This window comes from Vibrio sp. 10N.261.52.C2 (assembly GCF_041471425.1).
GTDB classification, from domain to species: Bacteria; Pseudomonadota; Gammaproteobacteria; order Enterobacterales; family Vibrionaceae; genus Vibrio; species Vibrio crassostreae_C.
Window position 1 is genome coordinate 1 of the sequence record NZ_JBFROH010000038.1, and the last position, 19,559, is coordinate 19,559.

The 19,559-nt window shown below is 44.5% G+C and carries 22 protein-coding genes; 4 read left to right on the forward strand and 18 right to left on the reverse strand.

Going from position 1 to position 19,559, the window contains the following annotated elements; translation table 11 throughout:
* Nucleotides 1-26: 26 nt before the first annotated feature.
* The 5 genes from AB4307_RS15330 to AB4307_RS15350 all read right to left on the reverse strand — a co-directional run bounded on the left by AB4307_RS15330 (nucleotide 27) and on the right by AB4307_RS15350 (nucleotide 2,530).
* Complete coding sequence (locus AB4307_RS15330) at nucleotides 27-365, reverse strand: hypothetical protein (RefSeq protein ID WP_372132339.1); 339 nt, start codon at nucleotides 363-365, stop codon at nucleotides 27-29.
* A gap of 160 nt (nucleotides 366-525) precedes the next feature.
* Nucleotides 526-1,134 (reverse strand): sugar O-acetyltransferase, encoded by a 609-nt coding sequence (locus tag AB4307_RS15335; RefSeq protein WP_102333291.1) that lies wholly within the window; start codon nucleotides 1,132-1,134, stop codon nucleotides 526-528.
* A 96-nt stretch (nucleotides 1,135-1,230) separates the two neighbouring features.
* The gene (locus AB4307_RS15340) at nucleotides 1,231-1,605 is read right to left on the reverse strand and encodes a VOC family protein (RefSeq protein ID WP_372132342.1); all 375 of its coding nucleotides are present in this window, start codon (nucleotides 1,603-1,605) and stop codon (nucleotides 1,231-1,233) included.
* A 65-nt stretch (nucleotides 1,606-1,670) separates the two neighbouring features.
* Nucleotides 1,671-2,369: a pseudouridine synthase gene (locus AB4307_RS15345; RefSeq protein ID WP_372132344.1), complete on the reverse strand. Its 699-nt coding sequence runs from the start codon at nucleotides 2,367-2,369 to the stop codon at nucleotides 1,671-1,673.
* Nucleotides 2,369-2,530: a hypothetical protein gene (locus AB4307_RS15350; RefSeq protein ID WP_017059212.1), complete on the reverse strand. Its 162-nt coding sequence runs from the start codon at nucleotides 2,528-2,530 to the stop codon at nucleotides 2,369-2,371. Before AB4307_RS15350 ends, AB4307_RS15345 begins: the two co-directional genes overlap by 1 nt.
* A gap of 208 nt (nucleotides 2,531-2,738) precedes the next feature.
* Here AB4307_RS15350 and AB4307_RS15355 point away from each other — a divergent pair, with 208 nt between their 5' ends.
* A complete protein-coding gene (locus tag AB4307_RS15355) occupies nucleotides 2,739-3,140 on the forward strand; it encodes a YkgJ family cysteine cluster protein (RefSeq protein WP_171733309.1) in 402 nt (133 codons plus the stop codon).
* Between the two features lie 53 nt (nucleotides 3,141-3,193).
* On the opposite strand, the gene AB4307_RS15360 is transcribed toward AB4307_RS15355, so the two are convergent.
* From AB4307_RS15360 to AB4307_RS15405, 10 genes are all read right to left on the reverse strand, one after another.
* On the reverse strand, nucleotides 3,194-3,595 hold the full coding sequence (locus AB4307_RS15360; protein WP_017059210.1) for an NUDIX hydrolase: 402 nt from the start codon (nucleotides 3,593-3,595) through the stop codon (nucleotides 3,194-3,196).
* 228 nt (nucleotides 3,596-3,823) lie between these two features.
* Nucleotides 3,824-4,204: a SpoIIAA family protein gene (locus AB4307_RS15365; protein WP_372132347.1), complete on the reverse strand. Its 381-nt coding sequence runs from the start codon at nucleotides 4,202-4,204 to the stop codon at nucleotides 3,824-3,826.
* Nucleotides 4,205-4,325: 121 nt separating this feature from the next.
* Nucleotides 4,326-4,820: an HAD family hydrolase gene (locus AB4307_RS15370; RefSeq protein WP_065583633.1), complete on the reverse strand. Its 495-nt coding sequence runs from the start codon at nucleotides 4,818-4,820 to the stop codon at nucleotides 4,326-4,328.
* Between the two features lie 130 nt (nucleotides 4,821-4,950).
* Complete coding sequence (locus tag AB4307_RS15375; RefSeq protein WP_017059207.1) at nucleotides 4,951-5,415, reverse strand: ASCH domain-containing protein; 465 nt, start codon at nucleotides 5,413-5,415, stop codon at nucleotides 4,951-4,953.
* 244 nt (nucleotides 5,416-5,659) lie between these two features.
* The gene (gene glpQ, locus AB4307_RS15380) at nucleotides 5,660-6,715 is read right to left on the reverse strand and encodes a glycerophosphodiester phosphodiesterase (protein ID WP_102393697.1); all 1,056 of its coding nucleotides are present in this window, start codon (nucleotides 6,713-6,715) and stop codon (nucleotides 5,660-5,662) included.
* 77 nt (nucleotides 6,716-6,792) lie between these two features.
* Nucleotides 6,793-8,166: a glycerol-3-phosphate transporter gene (glpT, locus tag AB4307_RS15385; protein WP_029235560.1), complete on the reverse strand. Its 1,374-nt coding sequence runs from the start codon at nucleotides 8,164-8,166 to the stop codon at nucleotides 6,793-6,795.
* 505 nt (nucleotides 8,167-8,671) lie between these two features.
* Nucleotides 8,672-8,926, reverse strand: a complete 255-nt coding sequence (locus AB4307_RS15390) for a DUF3297 family protein (RefSeq protein WP_017059204.1) — start codon at nucleotides 8,924-8,926, stop codon at nucleotides 8,672-8,674.
* 242 nt (nucleotides 8,927-9,168) lie between these two features.
* Nucleotides 9,169-9,603, reverse strand: coding sequence for a GNAT family N-acetyltransferase (locus AB4307_RS15395; protein ID WP_372132350.1), 435 nt, complete (start codon nucleotides 9,601-9,603; stop codon nucleotides 9,169-9,171).
* A gap of 66 nt (nucleotides 9,604-9,669) precedes the next feature.
* Nucleotides 9,670-9,804 (reverse strand): hypothetical protein, encoded by a 135-nt coding sequence (locus AB4307_RS15400; protein ID WP_017059202.1) that lies wholly within the window; start codon nucleotides 9,802-9,804, stop codon nucleotides 9,670-9,672.
* Nucleotides 9,805-9,843: 39 nt separating this feature from the next.
* Complete coding sequence (locus AB4307_RS15405; RefSeq protein WP_372132353.1) at nucleotides 9,844-10,974, reverse strand: PcfJ domain-containing protein; 1,131 nt, start codon at nucleotides 10,972-10,974, stop codon at nucleotides 9,844-9,846.
* Between the two features lie 235 nt (nucleotides 10,975-11,209).
* On the opposite strand from AB4307_RS15405, the gene AB4307_RS15410 reads away from it, so the two are divergent.
* The 3 genes from AB4307_RS15410 to AB4307_RS15420 all read left to right on the forward strand — a co-directional run bounded on the left by AB4307_RS15410 (nucleotide 11,210) and on the right by AB4307_RS15420 (nucleotide 14,237).
* A complete protein-coding gene (locus AB4307_RS15410) occupies nucleotides 11,210-11,632 on the forward strand; it encodes a universal stress protein (RefSeq protein ID WP_372132355.1) in 423 nt (140 codons plus the stop codon).
* 293 nt (nucleotides 11,633-11,925) lie between these two features.
* The gene (locus tag AB4307_RS15415; RefSeq protein WP_372132358.1) at nucleotides 11,926-13,497 is read left to right on the forward strand and encodes a cryptochrome/photolyase family protein; all 1,572 of its coding nucleotides are present in this window, start codon (nucleotides 11,926-11,928) and stop codon (nucleotides 13,495-13,497) included.
* Entirely contained in the window at nucleotides 13,497-14,237 is a 741-nt protein-coding gene (locus AB4307_RS15420) for an SDR family oxidoreductase (protein ID WP_372132361.1), read from the forward strand. The genes AB4307_RS15415 and AB4307_RS15420 overlap by 1 nt, the downstream gene beginning before the upstream one ends.
* Before the next feature lie 147 nt (nucleotides 14,238-14,384).
* On the opposite strand, the gene AB4307_RS15425 is transcribed toward AB4307_RS15420, so the two are convergent.
* From AB4307_RS15425 to AB4307_RS15435, 3 genes are all read right to left on the reverse strand, one after another.
* Nucleotides 14,385-15,269 (reverse strand): PA4780 family RIO1-like protein kinase, encoded by an 885-nt coding sequence (locus AB4307_RS15425; RefSeq protein WP_029235559.1) that lies wholly within the window; start codon nucleotides 15,267-15,269, stop codon nucleotides 14,385-14,387.
* Nucleotides 15,270-15,429: 160 nt separating this feature from the next.
* A complete protein-coding gene (locus tag AB4307_RS15430) occupies nucleotides 15,430-15,564 on the reverse strand; it encodes a DUF2256 domain-containing protein (protein WP_372132364.1) in 135 nt (44 codons plus the stop codon).
* Nucleotides 15,565-15,839: 275 nt separating this feature from the next.
* Entirely contained in the window at nucleotides 15,840-19,556 is a 3,717-nt protein-coding gene (locus AB4307_RS15435; RefSeq protein WP_372132366.1) for an SbcC/MukB-like Walker B domain-containing protein, read from the reverse strand.
* Nucleotides 19,557-19,559 lie beyond the last annotated feature (3 nt).

Genomic DNA, 19,559 nt, shown 5'->3' on the forward strand with positions numbered 1-19,559 from the left:
ACCTTAATCCTTATTTGTTATATGTTTTACTTACTAATATGCCAAGCCATTACACCACTAGTAATAAGTAAAAATATACCTATCAAACCGACATTAACTGCAAAACTTACTTTATTACTTTCGTCTTGAAAGTCATTGGTTCGGGACACAAGTTCACGATGAATCATTAACGACAAAAAGTCTTGATTAGCTGGATTGTTACCATCAAATGTAATGCCTGCCAACACAACAAGTAAAATTCCGCTATATGCAATGTAGTCAACCAAGTCTATTGTGGATAGGTAATCAAAAAAATTGCGAGAAATTAGCAGAGCTACCGAGATCACAACAAGATAAGCTAAAATCCCTTTGAGAAAACCCCTCATTGAAACTCCCTGTACATATAACAGCTATCAAACAGAAAAATTCTGCACTTAACTCCAGAATAATTTTGTCTAGTATCTAAGATAGACAAGCAATATGCAACTAAGCCATTACATAACAATGGCTTATGTCACAGCTAATTTCAGGCATGTGAAAAATCGCTTACTTTAATTCATCTGGAATGCGGCAATCTTTGTAGTAATACTCTCGGTCGCGTTCGTTGATTTCGCGTACCACTTTGCATGGGTTGCCGACTGCGACGACGTTAGCTGGGATGTCTTGGGTGACGATGCTGCCTGCGCCTATTACTGAGTTTTCACCAATGGTGACACCGGGAAGTACGACGGTGTGCGCGCCAAGCCATACGTTGTTGCCAATACGAACGGGAACATTGAACTGCGCTGCTTTTAGCCTGAGTTCTGGGCTGATGGGATGTGTGCCAGTGGCGATGGTCACGTTAGGCGCAATCATCACGTTGTCGCCGATGAATACATCTGTGTCGTCGACCAGAGTTAGATTGAAGTTCACGTATACATTGTCGCCTAGGTGGGTGTGACGCCCCCAGTTCGCGTGTAACGGTGGCTCGATGTAGCAGCCCTCACCGACTTCGGCGAACAGTTGCTTCATGATTTGTTGTCGTTTATACCCTTCACTAGGACGAGTGTGGTTGAAATCGTATAGCACTTCTAAGCATTGAGTTTGCTCAGCAACCAAATCAACGTCGTCACAGTAGTAAACGTCTTGGCTGTGCATTTTAGCCTTTATATCCATGTTTGAACCTATTTGATCATTGCCTTATGTAGGCAGAAATAAAGAAACAGATGGATAATTTGAAGTTTTCACTGGCCTCAATGCAAGTTGGATGCATTAACGCGGCCTGATGTTTTCAGCCACACGCCACAGCACACCACTTGGGTCAGTGATACAAAACTCAAGCATTCCCCAAGGCTGTTCAACAACCTCGGAAACGGTAACTTCAAAATCCGACACTACATTAGAGTTTTGGATGTGTTGATACCAACTTTTTACGTCTTCAACCAGCAAGTGCATCATGTAATTGTGACAGTGCGCAGGTTCATAAAAGTTTTGCAGAAGGAACGCACAACTGCCGTGTCGTAGATAGGCGATATCGTGAAATTCAGACTTCACTTCAAAGCCGATTGAGTGGTAAAAACGCTTGGATAAATCGAAGTCTTTCGCGGGTACAAAAGACTTAGTTTCTGAGACTTTGAGGTTTTCCATCCTACATCCTTATAGTATTGATATTCCGGTGCTGACACGCTTAACGCTTTAAGTGGTTACGGTGTTTATTCAGAGTCTTGCTGAAATGAGTCGACTTCGGCTTTAGTTAGATAACGCCACTGACCTGCTTCAACATCTAAACGTACATCGCCAATCTGTTCACGGTGTAGGCCAACAACTCGATTCCCGACCGCAGCAAACATTCGTTTTACTTGATGAAACTTACCTTCTGTAATGGTCAACAGCACTTCTTTACTGGTAATCACTTCGAGCTCTGCCGGACGCGTCGGTTTTTGCTCGCCCTGCAATTGAATGCCCACTTTGAACTTGTCAGCGACATCATCTTTGATATCTCGTGACAATGTCACTCGGTACACCTTCTTACATGACTTGGTTGGCAGCGTAATATTGAATGACCATCGCCCATCATCGGTAATCAAGACTAAGCCTGTGGTGTCGGCATCTAAGCGCCCTGCGATGTGCAGTTCTGATGCTTTGTCTATCTCGATGTCGTTGAACAATGAAGGATAAACTTCATCGACATTAGAACAGATAGTACCCGCAGGCTTGTGCATTAAGAGGTATCGAAATTCACGCAATTTAAGCGGCGTGCCATTTAACAAAATGGTGTTGCTTTCATGAACCTGAGTCGCTTCATCGGTGACTGTTTCACTGTTTACGTTCACATCGCCATTATGGATGCGTTCAATCGCTTCAGGCTTGGTTAGGTCAGTGCTTTTACATAGGTATTTATCAAGGCGCATTAATCGTCGGCACCACATTTAGCACAAGGCTTGTAAGTTCGTTCACCTTGCTCGATAACCACATAGTCACCAACGCACTTGTCACATAAAGCGAGCTTTGGGTAAGCCTCTTTTTGTTTCTTTGCGTTGATGTTGCCTTCGGTGGTGTATACGGTTCTCATTTTGATGCCTTTGCTTTAATAACGTGAGAGACGCAAATTGTATCACTGTTTACATCTTTGGTTGGAGTGGTGGCGCATAGATAAGTTGATTTAAGTGCCGCTATTCCATGTTCCCGCGCCGTAACGGCTTAACCATGAACAACAAAGTCAACGTGCCACGCCTATCAGTGGTAAAATGATAAAAGCTCACCAACCAATGAAGTCGATAATGAAAGATTGTAATCAATGCGGAAAATGCTGTATCAAATACGGAGATGGCGACCTTGCCGCGACTCAAGAAGAGATCGATTTGTGGGAGCTGTTCAACCCAGACATCTTTGAATATGTTCGAGGAAGCGAGATCTGGTTCGACCCTGTATCTGGCGAACGTTTAACTCGCTGCCCTTTTCTGGAGCTGGTTCCGACGAAAGACACCAAGGCTCAAGCCAAGTACACATGTAGCATTTACTTAGACCGACCAGAAGATTGCCGACACTACCCAAGCCTAATTAATGAGATGGTACGAGATGAGTGTGAAATGATTGAGGTGGTGGATTTACAAGACACGAAGAAAGCTCAAAGGAAACTCGACCTGTTGATGAAAGACAGCCGCCCTTCAAGCTATTCGTAAGCGATGATCTTTTGAAGATCAATCTTCAGTATTAGCTAGTAGCCGCTAAAACCTTAAGCCAAATACTGGTTCGCTTCTAACCAATCAAGCGCAACCAGTGCCGCCAATGAGCATACCGCTCTGTCGTTGCCATCCACAAACTTAAGCTCTTCAATTTCGGCATCCGGAGACAGTTCGCCAGTATAATCAGCAAGATAGCAAGTCAATTGCACCGATACGCCTTCCGCTTTGCCATCAGCTTGGCCTGTAAACGTCTCGACGTATTTGATGGAGTCAGGCACTAAATCAACTGAGATCTCTTCTTTGATTTCGCGAACCAGTGCTTGCTCATCACTTTCGCCAGCTTCACGCTTACCACCCGGTAGATAGAACAGTTCTTTGCCTTTTGATCTGACCATCAACAGCTTGCCGTCTTTGATGAATATCCAAGCCAGCTTATCAATTACCTTATGCATGTCGTTAGACCTTATTTCTGTTTTAGTTCTCGTTCTTACTGAATCAAGCCACACCATTAGTCGCGACCAAACAAAGCCTGGGTATGTTACACGCTGGAAGGAATATACTCTATTGAATCGAATAGGAAATATCATCGCCAAAACGAAAAATGACAGCGTTCGAGACAATTCTCGTCAACTGTCATCGGCGTTGTTTACGGATTGCTTTCTAGTTGTTCGTAGATAGAATCAATCGACTAGCCACTTAAGCGCAGAGTTATGGTCTTCGAATGACTTAATCTCACCGGACACAAACCAACTGCCGACTTTTGATGCCATTTCTTGCCAGCTTTTGTCACCATAAATCGCGATTTTGTCTATCTTCGAATTGAGCTCTAATCCCAGTTTGAAATCATCCCAAGCAGCACGTAACTCCCAACCCGTTAAGGTGGAGATGTCGACCAGCATCTTGAGTTTCGATGAATCGAGTTCTTCTAGCGTGGTATTTAGAATTGGCATCATTGCTTGATAGTCATCGTGTGTGAGTTTGCCTTTCGCTTTGAACACAACAATGGTTTCACCGCTAACACGTTCAATTCCAACCGATATTCCGTGACGTTCGATATTCATAGCCTAGCCCTCATAGTGGAAACTAGACTTAGCTTAGAGGATTAAACAGCAAAGAGATGAGAGGTTTACGTCAAAACGGACAAGCGCTTTATCTGAACTTAATATCAGAGAGTTAATCGCGCTACTCCAACAGTTCGCTTAGGGATTGAACTTGTACGATACCTGGATGCTGTGACTTAAGCTCAGCACCTTCCGTGTTCAACCACACCGCTTGCAAACCCGCTTCAAGTGCTGGGTAAATGTCTTTCTCTAGAGTGTCGCCTACCATGGTGATCTCTTGTGGTGAAACACCGAGCTTAGAAATAATGGCAGGATAGAACCCCGACTCGAACTTAGAAAAGCCAATGCTCGCCTTACAAAAGTAACCCAAGATATATTGAGACAGGCCAACACGCTCAAAGGCTCGAATGATGTCGTCTTTACTGGAATCACCAGCATTGGTAGCAACATAAACTAGATGAGTTTTCGACAACTCCCCCAGTAATGCACGAGCACCACTCACTTCTTGTACGGTTTCCCAGTCACACATCTTCCCTTGTGCGTCTGGCAAATCGACCATCAGCGTATTGCCCCAGTCGAATAAGACTATTTCTGTTAATTCGATTAGCTTTGTCATCTTGCCTCCTGCATACGATGAATTATCTAATGTTTAAGCGAGCCTATAAAAACTTCTCGGACGGTTAGGCTCATTATGGACAACCTTGTTACTGTTTATGGAGCACGATCTTCTAAACACAAAATACCCTTTATTGATAAACCACTTTGAAACGCTCCAACATAAGTAACATGTCTTCACTTGGTGAGATCTTGAGCTCTTCACATTCACGAGAGAAGAAGTTCCAGTGAGCTTCTTTCCACCATTCGAGTGTTTTGTCACCCTCGCCTTCGGCAGCAGCAAACTCCGCCGTCACTTCGTTATATTTGCACTGTGAGACTGAAGTGATCTCTACAATGCAAACTGGCTTGCCATCCCAGTCAGTGACGACTTGCAAGTGACCAACTACTGGTCTCGTCTCGCCTTCATGGCTGTACCAATATTCAAGGCTGCAAGACGCTTGTTTTTCACCCTTGAGAATTAACTGGGCGCAGAGGTTGGCGTTGTATTCATCAGCACAGTAATAGTCGGCACTAAAAGAGGTGTATTGCGAAGCAACGTCTGCTGGTAATGTGTTGAGGTAGCTATCAAGATAAGCTTTGCTTCTTTCTTCCATGATCTTTCCAAATTCAATATCAGGTTGAGCCGATAAACACTTATAGATTAAGCATCTGGCTGCATTGGGAGTAACCTATCAAGTCAGGTTATAGCTGTAAACCGAGTGAATATCAAAATGTGGGCTGAGAAAGAAGAATATAGGTAGGATTTCGAGGCCAGTACAAGGAGAGCCAAAAAGTACATTTAGTGTGTGCTTTTGGCTCTGAATATCTCGTTAGTAGTCGCTCGTAATTGGCAGGATATTAACGGTTCAAGAAGTCGACCGCTTTGTCTGGGAAGTCAGTAAACACACCATCGACTTTGACTTGGTTGTAGAAGACATCCAACATGCCATCAAAGTTATCAGCATAAGCTGGGATTCTTCCTGGGTCGGCACGGAACGTGTATGGGTGAACGTCTAAGCCCGCGTCTTTTGCTGACTTCATTAACGGTTTAATGATGATGTTATCTTTGGTCGATGCATTGTCCACCAACATTGGCTTCCAAGGACCAATTCCTTCAGCATAACTCGCCACTTTTTCCATTCCACCAGCTTCAAACATCCAGTCGTAACTGTACGGCGTTGCTTTGTCGCCTTGGTAGGTCATGGTTTCATTCCAATCTGTATAGGCCATCAACTGAACGAGCTTAAGGTCCATTTCCATCGCTGGCATGAGCTCATCATTAATGCGTTGAAGTTCATTGGCGTCGAAACACTGCAAATACACTTTGTCGTCTTTCGATAGGTAACCATATTGATGCAAGGTCGCAAGTACCGCTTTGGAGATGTCTTTGCCTTCGTGACGATGGAACCAAGGTGCTTTAATTTCAGGATAGATGCCCACGTCATAACCTAAGGTCTTATTTAGGCCTTGGATCAGCTCGATTTCTTCTGCAAAGGTAGCGACACGAAAATCAGACTGCCACATTGGGAAGCGCGTTGGGTACCCTGCCACTCTGTTGCCTTGTTCATCTAACTTAAAGCCTTCGGTCACCTTTAATGATTTGATCTCAGCGAGCGTAAAATCAATCGCGTAGTAACGGCCATCTGAACGAGCACGTGTTGGAAAGCGATCCGCGACATCGGTGACTCGGTCTAGATAATGATCATGCAAAACCACCAATTGGTCGTCTTTGGTCATCACGACATCTTGTTCGATGTAGTCGGGTTTCATTGCATAAGCGAGCGCTTTAGCGGGTAATGTGTGTTCAGGTAAATAACCAGAAGCACCGCGATGCGCAATCACTAAAGGATCTGCTAATGCATTTGCAGATAAGCTTAGTGCTAATAAGGTCAGAGACAGTGACGTTGTTTTCATTATTGTTTCCCTTGATAAAACAGAAGCAGGATATACCTGCCTCTGTTGTTATTTATAGATGTGATTCAGTAAATACACTACTGAGCTAACGCTTCTTTCTCTCGTTCGAGATCTTTTTGTTTATGGTGCGCACGCTCACCTAAGAAGGCGTACAGCAGACAGATGATTGAAGCTACACAAGCGCCGACCAAAATAATGAAGCCGCCATCCCAACCGTAATGGTCAACCATAAAGCCGAGTATTGCGTTCGCAGCAACCGCGCCACCTAAGTAACCAAACAAACCTGTTAGACCAGCCGCTGTACCTGCAGCTTTCTTAGGTGCAAGTTCCAGTGCATACAAACCGATCAACATTACAGGACCATAGATAAGGAAACCAATCGCAACCAGTGCCAACATATCAACCGTTGGGTTACCCGCAGGGTTCAGCCAATATACCAACACAGCGACTGTCACTAGAACCATGAACAAGATACCTGCAGGTGCACGTCGGCCTTTGAATAACTTATCTGAAATCCAACCACACAATAAGGTGCCAGGGATACCTGCCCACTCATACAAGAAGTAAGCCCAAGATGATTTATCTACAGAGAAGTCTTTTGCTTCTTTTAAGTAAACCGGAGCCCAGTCGAGTACGCCATAACGGATAAGGTAAACAAACGCGTTAGCAATCGCGATTGACCACAACAGTTTGTTAGAGAAAACGTACTTAAAGAAGATCTCTTTCGCCGTCATTTCTTTCTCATGAGACGTATCGTAGTCGTCTGGGTAATCGTCTTTATGTTCTTCAATCGGTGGTAAGCCGCAAGATTGAGGTGTATCTCTTACAGTAAACCAAACAAAAACAGCAACGAGAGTGGCAAAAAATGCAGGAACATAAAAAGCGGTTCGCCAATCGTCGTTAAAAGCCCACAGCCCCAACAAGAACATTGGGCCAATCAAACCGCCACCCACGTTGTGAGCAACGTTCCATACTGACACTATCTCACCACGTTCTTTTCGTGACCACCAGTGGACCATGGTTCGTCCACAAGCTGGCCAACCCATACCTTGGAACCAACCATTCAAGAACAGCAGGATAAACATCGCAGTGATGCTGCCTGTTGCCCAAGGCATAAAGCCAAAGCAGAACATCACCAGTGCCGACATTAACAAGCCACCGCTGAGGAAGTAACGAGGGTTAGAACGGTCAGAAACACTGCCCATTAAGAACTTAGATAAGCCGTAAGCGATAGATACCGCCGCTAATGCAACCCCTAGTTCTCCACGGCTAAAACCTTGTTCAATGAGATAAGGCATCGCCAAACTAAAGTTTTTACGGACTAAGTAGTACCCCGCATAGCCAACGAAGATGCCAAGAAACAGCTGCCATCGTAGTCGTGTGTAGGTGCTATCGATCTTATCTGATGACAAGCGATCGATATGCGCCATAGGTTTGAATATTCCAAACATAGGAACCTCATAATTATTGGGCGAAGGAAGAATTTAAATGCTCGAACGAAAAAATTTAGCGCTCATTCGAAATCAAGGGAATTGTATGTGCTTCAGGATTAATTTCTGTGATAGAGGTAGTTATTAACAAAAAATAACTTTAAATACAGCATATTAGTTTCATTTAATTAGACTGCGCTTCATATTTTTGTTTGTATCTGTTTAATTAAACATCAGAACTTTCGAGTACGAATAAATCCAAAAAGAGCGAGCGAATATAAATCAACCAACAACAACTTTGTTATTACTGCGAATGCATAGTGAATAACAACAATTTTGGTTGAATCTGTGGAGTTATGAAGGTGGTTTGGGCTATTGGTTAAAGAAGTTCGCTAAAATCAATGCAAACAAAAAGGGTCTAGATTTCTCTAGACCCTTTTAGGTAATAACGCTTGGTGGCTTGATGTTGGCTAATTAAGCAAACATTAGCTAATTACTCGAAGTATTAGCTAGCCACACGACGTGATTATGCGTCGATGTAAAAAGCTTCTACAGTGCCTTTTAGAGTAATAAGCATTGGCTGACCAAAACGATCTAGCGCTTTTGGAGAAGGGATCTTAACCCAACCTTCGCTGATGCAGTATTCTTCAACATCAGTACGCTCTTTACCATTTAGACGAATGCCGATTGGGTATTCGAAACACTCAGCAACGTGGTGTGGGCTGCGTGGGTTGCCTGCAAGATGATCTGGTAAAGCTGGTCTTGAATTAGTATCGCTCATGTTCATTACCTGTATGTACGTAAATAAAAAAAGTGCGTCATTCTAGTCAATATAGGCTTTGTGCTCAACAACTGCTGCAATAAATCGTCTTGATCGTTTTAATCAACAACTAGTTGTTTGATTTAAAGGCGATATCGGCATGAGTTTCAACGAAAATTTAACAGGTTTATGCATTATGGATGAAAGGGAGAAATTCATTACTCGAACGGCAGATAAACTAATATCAGGCTTTTATTCCGAGCTTATCGATTAAGCTCAATACTCATCACTTTATGGTTCGGTTCTGATTCGATATTTACGATTGACCAACCTAGCCCTTGGTAGAGACCCATGATATTGGTGTACGCGTAGAGTTGAGTTTGCACTGCAGAAGAAACCTGTCTGACACCACGATTAATCAGTTCACTGGCAATGCCTTGACCGCGCCATTGAGGGTCGACAAACACAGCGTTGATCCACACTACATCATGAACTTGGTGAGGTTCTTGAAAATAGGAATACGCCAAGCCACCAATGACCACATTATCGCGAAGTACTGTTATTACTGGAGGGAGTTGTACGTTTTCTTTATATGTATCTTTAAACTTGAAATCAGACCATTCACTTTGAAATAAGCCCTCTAACTCATGCCAATAAGGTGAGTTTTCATCGCAATTTCTAAAGATTACTTTCTGCATTTTTCCGTCCTTTTAAAGAGAGTAATTCGGCTATCCTAGCCTTGTTTAATCTAAGTGTAGGTAAAGCTACTCTTCTTCGTCGTAATCGTCTGCTGGGTCTTGATTAATTTCTTCGCCGCATCCTAGGCATTCACCTTGCAGATCCGTAGGCATCACAATAATCAAACCACAATGAGGGCAAAGATCGCCTTGTTGAAACATCCTGTATTCCTTCTACTTCATGGTTATTGATTGGGATGGCTATTGCTTAGGATATTTTTGCTTACTCGCTTCTAGCCAGTCGTGAATCACTTGGCGAGCGGATTCCGACGGAGGTGCATTTCGTTTTCCGCAGATTTGGTCTATTTCAAAAGGAAATGCTTTGCTCGGGACGCGGCGTAAACCTATGGTTAAACGCTGAGGCTTGAGCATGCGGAACACCACATAACGATCGCTCATGATTCGGTTGTGATACACGCCAATACAGTGCTTCTGCTCGATGCCTTCGTGTTCAAGGTCGTAATAATCCGTGAGCGGATGAATGTTGTCATTGCCAAGTAAAGGAACGGGATAAGGGATGTCTTTATCCATTGGGCAGTTACCCTCCAAGCGTCGTAATTGGCGTTGCTCCGTCCAGCGGTCATGCAGTTGCTCAAACATCGCAAAAGAGTTCTGACTGGTAATCGCACGCAGTGGATCATCCATCTCCAAATCTTGCCCTAACAATATCGCATCTTGGAACATCGCCATCTTCGACGGTGCATTAAGTCTACCCTCTTCCACCATTGCAATCCCTAATCGGCTGCCAGTTAGAAATGGATGAACTTGGTCCAAACGCAGGGCTGTGTATCCAACTTTTGAGTAATGCTTAAACTTAAGGACTCGTCTTTGCAGCGGTTCGAGAATACGAACAATGTGGTCGAGTTCATCACCAACATTGTAATGAAGCTCTAGCTTGTCGATGAATTTGAGTGTCGCCTTGCTGCCGTCTAAGCCCAACTTGGTAAGGATCTTCTTCTGCCCTAAGCGACTTAGTGCCAGTGCTTTCTTGTTGTCGACACTGTATTTCATGCAGATCAAAGCCAAAATAACAGGCCTTAATTCAAGCAATTGCGCGGCTTCATAAGTATTCGCAGCAAGCCACAACATCTGGTATTGGTATTCTGGAAAGTCGTCGGTGATTTCACGATAACGCGCAGGTAATGAATTTAGCCAACGACCATTCACGTCAAACTGTTCAACAAGGTTGAGGCTCAGCCCAATGCCTCCATCAAGCGGTCGTCTACCACCTTCAAACACATGAAAGCCGACGAGCTTTTGAGACCAGTCTCGGATCTCAATATCGTAGTCGAAACCTAATGTTCGAGTGGGAATGGTTAGTAGTGCTGTCATTGATGCCTCTTCGTTATTGGCGCATTGAACTATCAAGCCTATCTAACAGCATAAGCTAGCGCTTCAACCACTATATCAACCTTTTGTAAATTTCTTACCAATCAAAGCGATATAAATACGATAGTGCTTAGAAGAACATTGAATGATGATTTTACGGAATATGAGATCTCTTCGATATCATTTGCGTCAACAGAAACTATGCTTGTTACATAACTCATAACAAGAGGCTTTAATTATGGATTACCGACATATTCTGGTCGCACTTGAACTGTCTGACGACACCAAGATTCTCATTGATAGAGCGATCTTCTTCGCTGATAAACTGGAGGCTGGCATTTCATTTGTTTATATCGATGGTACGCATGGAGAAATTTATCCAGAGCTCGTTGATATTCAGGGAAATGACGGTGATTTACCCATCAATGAAGATGCCGTTAAGCATTTGAAAGAGTTTGAAGCCTACGCCAAGCACCCAATCAAGCACATTTTCGTGGGAACGGGTGATTTGAACGATAAGCTCAAAAATGCCATCGAAGCCAACGGCGTTGACCTATTGCTATGCGGCCATCACCATGATTTTTGGCATAAGCTCATCTCCCATTCTAAACAGATCATCGATACTTCCCCTATCGATATTCTCGTTGTTCCTATGGAATAGAAGCTCCAGTTCGACACTCAAAAATAACCGGCTTTGCCAACCTCTATCGGTATTATTGGTTGGCTTGATATCCTCTTCAACACACTCATCCTGACCGAAATCTCCTATTTCCCGCTTAGAGTAGAAATTTGTGATCTTGTCAGCTTATCAACTCGTAAGCGTCTAATAATTAACAAATCACGTCATTTCGATTTGAATCAACGTACTGAAATGTACGACCCAGACCATGCCTTCATCAATCAATGGACAGGCGGTAACGCAGTCACAACAAGCCTCACAAACCGGGACGCATTATGAAATTTAAAACGGTACGACTTGTATTAGGTGACCAACTCAACATTGAGCATTCATGGTTTAGACAGGTTAACGATGACGTTATTTACATCATTGCTGAGCTAAAACAAGAAACAGATTATGTTGCCTCTCACGTTCAAAAAGTGGCCGCGTTTTTCTGTGCGATGGGTTACTTCGCTAACGAACTCAAAGAACAAGGTAATCAAGTACTACACCTTACTCTTGACGACACAATGCAATTTGAAAACCTAGACACACTCCTAAAGCACTATGTACACGAATTCGGCGCAGAGAAATTCGAATATCAAAGGCCAGATGAATATCGCCTTTTAGAGCAGATGAACAAGCTCAAGCTCACCAATGCGACCAAAGGTTGTTGTGATACAGAACACTTCCTCTTTCCATTCGAAGAGATCGAACAACAGTTTCCGAAAGACAAACACATCATGATGGAGCACTTCTATCGCCGAATGAGAAAGCGTTTCGACATTTTGTTAGAAGACGGAAAGCCCGTTGGCGGCAAATGGAATTACGACGCGAACAATCGAAAGAAACTCAAGAAACAAGACATCGAAAACCTGCCTCAGCCGCTAATGTTTACCAATGACATAACCGACATTTTGCAGCGTATCGAGCACCACCAAGTGCAAACTATTGGTCAAGTCGGTAACCAGTTACTATGGCCGGTGAACCGCGCACAAAGCTTGTCTCTACTCGCTCATTTCTGCCAAGTCTGCTTGCCTTTATTTGGGCAGTTTCAAGATGCGATGACGACAGAGCACGACTCTAAATGGAGCTTGTATCATAGCCGTATATCGTTCTCGCTGAACAGTAAACTGCTGAGCCCTAAAGAAGTGATTGATGCAGCACTGTCGGCCTACCAAGCATCCTGTCTTCGAGACAGCTCACCAGATAAGCCAAGCATCGATATTGCACAGGTCGAAGGATTTGTACGCCAAATACTGGGGTGGCGAGAGTACATACGCGCCGTCTATTGGGCAAACATGCCTGCTTACGCCAACAAAAACCATTACTCAGCACATAATAACCTGCCCCATTACTTTTGGGACGGACAAACCAAGATGAACTGCATGAAGCATGCGATTGACCAGTCTCTTGAGTTTGCTTACGCGCACCACATCCAAAGGTTAATGATCACTGGCAACTTCTGTTTAATCACGGGTATAGACCCTGACCAAGTCGACAGTTGGTACCTCGGTATTTACGTCGACGCGATTGAGTGGGTTGAAATGCCAAATACGCGAGGTATGGCACTGTTTGCGGATGGCGGGATCGTAGGAACCAAACCATACTCTGCCAGCGGTTCCTATATCAACCGCATGAGTGACTACTGCAAAGGCTGTCACTACAAGATAAAAGAACGCAGCGGCGAGCAATCTTGCCCTTTCAATAGCTTGTATTGGCGCTTTATGGACCAGCACCGCGATGCGTTAAACCGCAACCCACGTATGGGCATGTTATATCGCTCTTGGGACAACATGGATGAGCAATCACAACAAGCGATTCTCGATACTGCTGAACAACGAATCACAAACTTGGAGAACTTATAATGGTGGAGCAACTCAGATTACACATATTGGTGGTCGGTGGGAGCGGCGGTATTGGTTTCGCTGTGGTTAAACACCTATTATCTGAGCTCTCTCGGTTTGATTTTCTTGATGTTCATGTAGACGCGACTTACCACTCTCAACAGCCGGAACTAGAAAACAATCGCTTGACCTGGCACAAAGTCGACGCGACCAATGAAGCTGATATCAAGCGTTTGAGTTCTGAGTTTGAACAACTTGATTGGTTGATCAACTGCGTGGGTATGCTCCACACTCCAGATCTTGGACCGGAGAAAAACTTGTCGTCCATCGACCCTGATTTTTTCCTCAAAAACATCTCTGTGAACACCCTACCGAGCTTATTATTGGCAAAGCACTTCACGCCGATACTTAAAGCGAGCGACAATCCAAAGTTTGCTGTGGTATCCGCAAAGGTTGGCAGTATTTCAGACAACAGATTAGGCGGTTGGTATAGCTACCGCTCATCGAAAGCAGCCCTAAATATGTTCATCAAAACCATGTCGATCGAATGGCAACGCACCATTAAGAAAGGCACCGTGTTGGCTCTGCACCCGGGCACGACAGACACAGCTCTGTCGAAGCCTTTTCAGACCAATGTCCCTGAAGGTAAGTTGTTTGAGTCAAGCTATGTCGCCCATCAGTTGGTCGATATTATTCGCACTGCCACACCGGATAACAGTGGGCACTTCTACGCTTACGATGGTGAACAGTTAAATTGGTAGTTGATACGAGTGTCCGTCTTTCATTAGTGCTAAAAAAGAAAACCCAACAGAGTTGAAGCTCCATTGGGTTTTTATTTAGAAAGAACGCCTCTGTTTTAAAAGGCGTTTGGTTGATATCTAGCTAAAGATAAAAACTGATCATCACGATTATTCAGCCCAATTGAACTTAGTATCGTCAACACCTTCTTTCTCTTCTTTAGCTCGCTCGCGTCGATGTTGTTCTTCAATTCGCGCAGCGTCTATCTCTTGCATGATGGCTTCGATATCAGCCAAGTCGTCGGTTTCCGTAAACTCACCCGTCAGTTTGCTGTCTGGCTTCAAGTCGCCTTTCTCGTACAGCGCCCACATTTCCTTGGCATACTCGGTTTTTGCCAGTTCAGGAGCAAACTGAGCGTAATAGTCACGGATGTTATTGATGTCACGAGCCAGCATCCACTCAGCGTTGTTGTTAGCCGAAGCGTCAACCGCTTGTGGTAGGTCGATAATTACTGGACCGTACTCATCCACCAATACGTTGAACTCAGACAAGTCACCATGGATCAAACCAACACACAGCATTTTAACTACGTAAGTCATCATCACGGCGTGGTCTTCGATCGCTTGCTCTGCTGACATCACCACATCGTTCAAACGTGGTGCAACGTAACCCTCATCGTCAGTGACCAGCTCCATAAGCAGTACGCCATCAAAGCAACCATAAGGGACAGGCACACGAACACCCGCTTCTGCCAGTTTATATAAGGCATCCACTTCAGCACTTTGCCAAACCTTTTCTTGTTGTTCACGACCAAAGCCAGAGCCTTTTTCCATCGCTCGAGCGCGGCGGCTATTTCGGACTTTTCGGCCTTCACGATACGCGGTCGCTTTTTTGAAGCTGCGTTGGCTTATTTCCTTATATACCTTGGCACAACGGATCGTATCGCCGCAGCGCACAATGTACACCGATGCTTCTTTGCCACTCATGAGTTGGCTTGTCACCTCGTCGACTAAACCGTCGTCAACTAAAGGCTGTATTCTTTTAGGTATCTTCATGCCGCCTTTATACATCACTTATCTTACAGATAGAAATATTAACTTGAGAAATGAATGACGAAACGATTAAAGGATCATCAAAATTACGACAAAGGAAGGAAATATTGGAGTTAACGGGTTTAGATCATGAGGATTGACCTGATCTATTCAGATTATGGGACTAAGACTTATTACGACAACAACGTTCAGAACAGTAGATCACGTCATCCCAACAGCGCTGCCATTTTTTACGCCATGCGAAAGGCTTTTGGCAAACAGGACATATCTTAGTCGGTAAATGGGGTTTCTTGTGCATGGCCGTTCCCTTCTTGAAGCATCCACTTCCTGCGTTTACTAGAGATTCCCTATTACGCTCGTACCTCGCTTTAGAGAATGACGAAGGCAATACGAACAAAGCCTAGTTCTCTATGACGTTCGTTCCTGACTTTAAGGAGTGACTGCGTAGTGATTTGTGACTACTCCCGACTCCGTCATCCTCGAGAAGGAGGAACGACTGAGTCGGGGATCTGCTTCATCTAGCTCTGTTTCTATTTCTGCGCAGATAAATTTAGCAAGAACCAAAGTAACAACCTAAGCGACAACCTTGTACTGCTTCTCCATCTCACTCACACCTAAGCCAGAGTGTTTTGTCACTTTAAGCTGAACGGGCACTCGCTCTTTCAGTGCTTCAACGTGGCTAATGACACCGATCATCTTGCCTGATGCATTCAAGTTATCTAACGCGTTAAGGGCAATGTCCAATGTGTCACTATCCAACGTGCCGAAACCTTCATCTAAGAACAGAGAATCAATACTGGTTTTGTAGCTCACAAGATCAGAAAGCGCTAATGCCAACGCCAAGCTCACCAAGAAGCTTTCGCCACCTGATAAAGTCTTTGTATCACGCATCACATCGCCCTGCCATGTGTCGAGCACTTGCAGTTCTAAACCATCGTCGGCTTTACGTTTAAGCTCGTAACGACCATGCAAACGTTGTAGCTGCTTGTTCGCAAGGTACACCAAGTTTTCCAATGTTAAACCTTGGGCAAACTTACGGAACTTGTCGCCGTTCTTAGAGCCAATAAGTGAGTTCAAACGAGAGATATCATCAAACTCGACTTGTTGCTCATCAATTTGCTTAAACAGATCTTGCTGATTACTGCGGTTCTGGCTATCCGTTTCAAGATTGGCAGAAATTGCACCGATCTTGGTCGCATGGCTTTGCTGTGCGTTTTGACACTCAGTAGTCGCTTCTTCAACTTTCTGTTGGTCTTGCTCTTGCCATGCTTTCGCATTTTCGTGATTTAGTAGATCCACTTGTGTCGCTTTGGCGGCGTTCAACCTAGCTTGCGCACTGACAATCGCTTCGTCTAAAGACTTCTTCAGGCTTTGAAGTTGAGTTCTAACCTCTTCATCTAACAACGCTGCTTCAAAATTAGCCTCATCTTCGAACGGGCTAGTTTTCAGCGCTTCTAACCAAGCATTCGACGCTTGTGTGTAGCTCGATTGCTTACTGACTAACTCGTCCGAGAAACCAGTGTGTTTGGTTTGCTCGGTTCGATGTTCAAGTTCGCTGCGGTTAAGCACTAACTGCGCGGCATCAAATGCATTTACTGCTTCAGTGACTCTTTGCTTCATCGCATTGCTGGTGGCTTGAATGTCTTTGTCACCAAACAACTCTGTTCTTTCAGCCGTTACACGACTGAGTTCTGACACTAAAGACTCACTCTCTTGCGTCAGTGTCGCGAGCTCTTTCTCAACACTGCTTAGCTTGTCGTCTAACGTTTTCAATTCGGCATTTTGAGTAATCAGTTGCTTCTCAATATCGGCCTGTTGCTGTTTGGTTTGCTGCCATGTGCTTGATGCTTGCGATTTCGCAGTAAACCAATCATCGATATGCTCAAGTTCAGGTGCTTCGATAGAAGTTTGAACAATGCTCTCTTTCAAAGCGTTCCATTGCTGGCCTTTCGCTTGAGCTATTTGAGTCACTTGCTCGTTTGCGACTTGGTTTTGCTTATTCAAATCAGCTAAGCGTTGCTCGGCCAACTCGAGATTAGACTGCGCTTTGTCAGCCATAACACTTACAGACAGGCGTTGTTTCTCAGCTTCAGCGTAATGCGCTTTAGCATCACCCAACGCTTTGAGTTGCTGCGCGCTCTGACTTAGTTGAAGTTCACACTGCTGAGCAAAGGTCGCGACTGTAGCTTCATTGCCTAAATCGTTAATCGTTAGCAGTGCCAGTTCAGGAGCCGTGCCAACGAAATCCGATAAGCTCTGTTGAAGCTTGCCGACAACGCCTTGCCAATTCAATTGAGCCTGCTGAATATCCGCTTGCGCACGTTGAATATCATCGTTCAACGCTGCAATCACAAGGGTAAGAGAATCTAACTGCTGACGATGCTCTTGGCCTTCTTTTTTGATAGCCGTTAGCTCTAGGTTTTCTCTATCTTTTTGAGCAACCAAATTTGCAATATCTTGAGACTGTTCAATCGCATGGTCTGTTGAACCACACAGTGGGCATTCAGACCCAGATTCTAGAGCTGCACGATATTTTGCTAATTCACCTTCTTGATCAATCAATCGCGTTAATCGCTCAAGCGAAGTCTCTTTCTCTTTATATCGCTCCACCAACACTTCACGCTCTTTCGAAAGCTTGTCGACCAACTGGGTGTTGGTTTGATGTGCCTGTGTTTTCACGTGCAGCTGTTGTTGGGCATTTAGAAAACCACGATTGATCTCGAGTAATGAGTGCGTATTGCGATTCCAAAACTCCAACAGATCTTTTTGCGAATTCAACACTTGCTCGCTAGTGTTGCCTTGCAAGGCTTCCCACTGTTGCTTTGCACTACTCTCGAGAACAACCAATTCAGCTAAAGTTTTATCTTGCGTTGCTTTAGCATCTTGCGCGGATTTGATGATCGTTTGCTGTGCATCAACTGCAGACAAAGCTTGCTTCGCTGAATTCAACTGCTCTGAATGCTGGCGCTCTAGAGTACGAACTTGCTCGACCTTTGCTTGCCACTGACCTAGGTATTTTTCCAGATGTTGGTCAGCTTGATGTGTATTTAAATACTCACTGCTGAGTTGATCTTGTTGCTTCAGTGCATCTGTTTTTTGGACTAAAACAATCTGTTGATTACGCTGCTGCGTATGTTGCTCGTTAAGCGTATTCGCTGCACTAACGGCCGCAGTTTGCTTATCTTTGAGTACGGCAATTTGGTTATCTAACGGGCGAACCTGCTCGATGATCTTCTCTTGATCCTGCTGTTCGGCTTTTACCTGTTCGACAATCGCACTGCTTTGAGTCAGTTTAGTTTGCGCGTCTTGCATTTCTGCATCACGAACGGCAAGTAACTTGGTGCTGTTATCTAGGTGAGCTTGAGTAGTGTTCACCTCTTGTTCGCAACGCTTTAAATCTTTGTGTACTGGACGCAGCTTTTCAGCCGGCTCACTGTTTGCCAAGCGCTCTAGTGACGGTTGGTTACGGTCTAGTTCATCTTGAGCGGTTTTCAGATCGAGCTCACTGGCCGCAATAGTTTGCTCAGCTTTGGTCACGTCTTTCCACCAGCTAAGATGCACTTGCCACTCTTTTAATTGCTCGGCTAAACGCTTCTGCTCTACTTCTAGCGTTTCACGCTCTGCGGTCAGCTCTTTGATTTGCTCTTCAGACAGTAAGCTCACACCTTCAGCTTTCGCTTTAAGTTGATTAAGCGACTCTTCACTCGACTTAAAATGATCGTAGATACGCTCTGAAATCAGGCTATAAACTTCTGTTCCCGTCAGCTCTTCAAGTAGCTCTGCACGGTCGTTAGCATTGGCATTTAAGAACGCCGCAAACTCACCCTGAGACAACATGATGGATTTAGTGAAGCGTGAGAAATCGAGCCCTGTAACCTGCTCCACCAACTTGATCTTCTTAGTGAGCATGGTCTCTAACACTTTATCTGTGTCGGCATCTGCAAATTCACAGGTCGGCGTTTGCAGTGCGCCATCATGTTTGCCACGTGCGCGCTTTTGGTGGAAGTTAGAGCGGTACGTTTTACCCTGCACTTCAAATTCAAGCTCAGCAAAGCACTCGCCCGTACCACGAGTCATTAATTCATTATTACCTTTAGCAATGCTTTTCAAACGCGGTGTGCGATGGAAAAGTGCCAAGCAAATCGCATCAAGAATGGTGGTTTTACCCGCCCCAGTTGGACCAGTAATTGCGAACAGACCGTTTTCTGCAAACGGCGATTGGGTAAAATCGAGCTTCCAGCGCCCTTTCAAAGAGTTCAGGTTTTCAAATTCTAGGCTTAAAATCTTCATACG